Genomic DNA, 2,265 nt, shown 5'->3' with positions numbered 1-2,265 from the left:
CTCGCCAGTATCGATATCAGTGACAGTCAACGTACCGGATGTTTGTAATTTAGATTCTTCGGTGCCAGCTCCTGTTCTTGTTCTATCTTTGACTGCAGCGTCATTAGTGTCTAAGAGCGTGATCGTAACTTGATGGGGCGTGCCATCTGCAGAATGAACAGTAATAGTATCAGTAGCTGTTTTATTCACGCCTAACGCTTGAACGATAGGATTGGTGTTATCAAGATCGTACGTCCAAGCACCAGAATCGGTCAGATGTAGAGTACCTAAGTTGCCTACGATATCGGTGTTGGAGACACGTGCCGCGCGAGGATTCACGTCAGTAACAGTCAACGTACCGGATGTTTGCAATTGAGATTCTTCGGTGACAGATCCTGAGTTTGTTCCACCAATAATTGCTTTGTCGTTAGTGCCATTCACCGTGATCGTAACTTGATGCGGCGTGCCGTCAGCAGAATGGACAGCAATAGTATCAGTGGCTGTTTTATTCACGCCTAACGCTTGAACTGTAGGGTTAGTATTATCAAGATCGTAAGTCCAAGCACCTGAGTCGGTCAGATGTAGAGTCCCCAAGTTGCCTACTATATCTGTGTTGGAGAAATGTGCCTCGCCAGTATCGATATCAGTGACAGTCAACGTACCGGATGTTTGCAATTGAGATTCTTCGGTGACAGCTCCTGAGCTTGTTCCACCAATAATTGCTTTGTCGTTAGTGCCGTTTATCGTAATCGTTACTTGATGGGTGGTGCCATCTGCAGAGTGAACGGTAATAGTATCGGTAGCTGTTTTATTCGCGCCTAACGCTTGAACGATAGGATTGGTGTTATCAAGATCGTACGTCCAAGCACCAGAATCGGTCAGATGTAGAGTACCTAAGTTGCCTACGATATCTGTGTTGGAGAAATGTGCCTCGCCAGTATCTACGTCAGTGACAGTCAACGTACCGGATGTTTGCAATTGAGATTCTTCGGTGACAGATCCTGAGTTTGTTCCACCAATAATTGCTTTGTCGTTAGTGCCATTCACCGTGATCGTAACTTGATGCGGCGTGCCGTCAGCAGAATGGACAGCAATAGTATCAGTGGCTGTTTTATTCACGCCTAACGCTTGAACTGTAGGGTTAGTATTATCAAGATCGTAAGTCCAAGCACCTGAGTCGGTCAGATGTAGAGTCCCCAAGTTGCCTACTATATCTGTGTTGGAGAAATGTGCCTCGCCAGTATCGATATCAGTGACAGTCAACGTACCGGATGTTTGCAATTGAGATTCTTCGGTGACAGCTCCTGAGCTTGTTCCACCAATAAGTGCTTGGTCGTTAGTGCCGTTTATCGTAATCGTTACKTGATGGGTGGTGCCATCTGCAGAGTGAACGGTAATAGTATCGGTAGCTGTTTTATTCGCGCCTAACGCTTGAACGATAGGATTTGTGTTATCGAGGTCGTAAGTCCAAGCACCTGAGTCGGTCAGATGTAGAGTCCCCAAGTTGCCTACTATATCTGTGTTGGAGAAATGTGCCTCGCCAGTATCGATATCAGTGACAGTCAACGTACCGGATGTTTGTAATTGAGATTCTTCAGTCACCGCACCTGAGTTTGTCCCACCGATTAAAGCAGCATCATTGGTGCCATTCACCGTGATAGTCACTTGATGAGGCGTGCCATCAGCAGAATGAATCGTAATAGTATCGGTGGCGGTTACTCCTTTTCTTAATGCTTGAACTGTAGGGTTTGTGTTATCGAGGTCGTACGTCCAAGTACCAGAATCGGTCAGATGTAGAGTCCCTAAGTTGCCTACAATATCTGTGTTGGAGAAATGTGCCTCGCCAGTATCTACGTCAGTGACAGTCAACGTACCAGCTGTCTCCTATAGACATCTTACGCTGCCGGCGAATGGAGTTGTTCAACCCATAGTGGCCTTGGCGTTAGTGCCAAACAACGTAATCGTAACTTGATGCGGCGTGCCGTCAGCAGAATGGACAGCAATAGTATCAGTGGCTGTTTTATTCACGCCTAACGCTTGAACTGTAGGGTTAGTATTATCAAGATCGTACGTCCAAGCACCTGAGTCGGTCAGATGTAGAGTACCTAAGCTGCCTCTTATATCCATGTTACAGTAATGTGCAATGGCAGTATCGATATCAGTGACGGTCAACGTACCGGATGTTTGCAATTGAGATTCTTCGGTGACAGCTCCTGAGCTTGTTCCACCAATAATTGCTTTGTCGTTAGTGCCGTTTATCGTAATCGTTACTTGATGGGTGGTGCC

Annotated in this window: 1 pseudogene; it reads right to left on the bottom strand. The window is 46.3% G+C overall.

The features are described 5' to 3' along the window. Window positions 1-2,265: pseudogene (locus HRQ85_RS26010) on the bottom strand (VCBS domain-containing protein); the annotation flags it as partial.

The sequence above is a fragment of the Vibrio sp. Vb339 genome, from assembly GCF_902751245.1.
Taxonomy (GTDB): Bacteria; Pseudomonadota; Gammaproteobacteria; order Enterobacterales; family Vibrionaceae; genus Vibrio; species Vibrio coralliirubri.
This window is presented reverse-complemented; position numbering and strand designations above follow the sequence as displayed.